Here is a 1,237-nt window from a genome sequence, read left to right on the forward strand (position 1 = left end):
TTATTTCGGCAACTAATCCGCTATGTGTTTAAGGTGTTTTCTAGGCACCTGATTCGAAAATACCTATTACTATAGAATTGTCCAGCAACAAAAATTACTTTTTGCTAAGAAAACGTTTCACATACTGTACAGTGTACATATTGAAATTGTTATTTATCAATGAGTTAAGTGTACAATGTACAGTCAAATTAAAAATTCTGTCGCTAGCGATAGTTCGCTCTAGCTTGACCCGCAACGAAGCCAACCCGCTGGGAAGTGCCTTTTACATTGATTTTATTAACTTTTTTATGGAAAAACAAAGCATAAGTGATAATCTGTTTTTAAAATTGCAATCAAAGTGTGTAATGCATAAACTCATAAGGATATGGAATATATAGATAAAGTTTAAGAACATAATCTAGCCTTTCTTATTAGCAGCATATTCTTGACGTTTAAGTTGTCTCTGTATGTTTTCAGTTAATCTTTCATTGGCATATTGTGCAATAGCACTTGCAATCTCTGGCTTGGACATCACTTTAGCAATTGAAGGTCCTTCTTGTTTTGTAATGGGGAATTGATCTCCATCTGCTCTTTGAAACACATTCCCTCCCATTTTCAATTCAACACGCTTTGGAAAACTGCCTCCCTTGATAAAACCATGGGGTAAGATTTCTTTCTTTCCAAACAGTGTGTAAGTTACGCCGCGTTTTGTTTCGTTTACTTAAAAAAATTTAAGAGGTATCGGTGTTACAGAACCAATGATATCTGTCTCGAGAAACCTTGCTGTCGCCTTTTCTTTAATATAAACGCCTTTTTTGACACGCTTTGATTGGACAGATGTAACATCGGCAATTTGTTTTTCTGCAAAGCGTTCGACTGTTTTACTGCGGTGTTTAGAGCATTACGCACAGCCCAATTAAGGCGTGGTGCTTGAAGACTGGTGAAGGCTTCCTTCACCTGTTGAAGATACCATTTTGGGTAGATGATTAACTTCAACATCTAAGCCTTTTTGGGGGTAGGTGTTAATGACTTGGAAACTTTAGAAGCTTTTGGTTTTTCGGGTGGAATTTCTTCGGCTGCTGATTCAGTTGATGTTTGTACGGCTTCTTGTTCTATTTGCTTAATTTGTTCAACTGTCTTTTCAGGTTTTTCTGTTGTTTTGACTCCAATAAAAGGTTTTACAGCATTGGCGCGCTTGAGACGTGCGTAGACTTGATTGGAAACTTCAACAAATGGATTATTGGGAGTTGAAGTTTCA

1 protein-coding gene and 1 pseudogene are annotated in these 1,237 nt (G+C 36.9%); both read right to left on the reverse strand.

What is annotated here, in order from left to right; genetic code table 11:
- Positions 1-397: 397 nt before the first annotated feature.
- A pseudogene (locus ACFIQC_RS09850) lies at positions 398-975 on the reverse strand (hypothetical protein).
- Between the two features lie 3 nt (positions 976-978).
- The coding region (locus ACFIQC_RS09855; protein WP_375707136.1) for a hypothetical protein at positions 979-1,237 on the reverse strand (259 nt) is incomplete at its 5' end.

The organism is Bartonella sp. AA126HLJHH (genome assembly GCF_042197425.1).
GTDB lineage: Bacteria > Pseudomonadota > Alphaproteobacteria > Rhizobiales > Rhizobiaceae > Bartonella.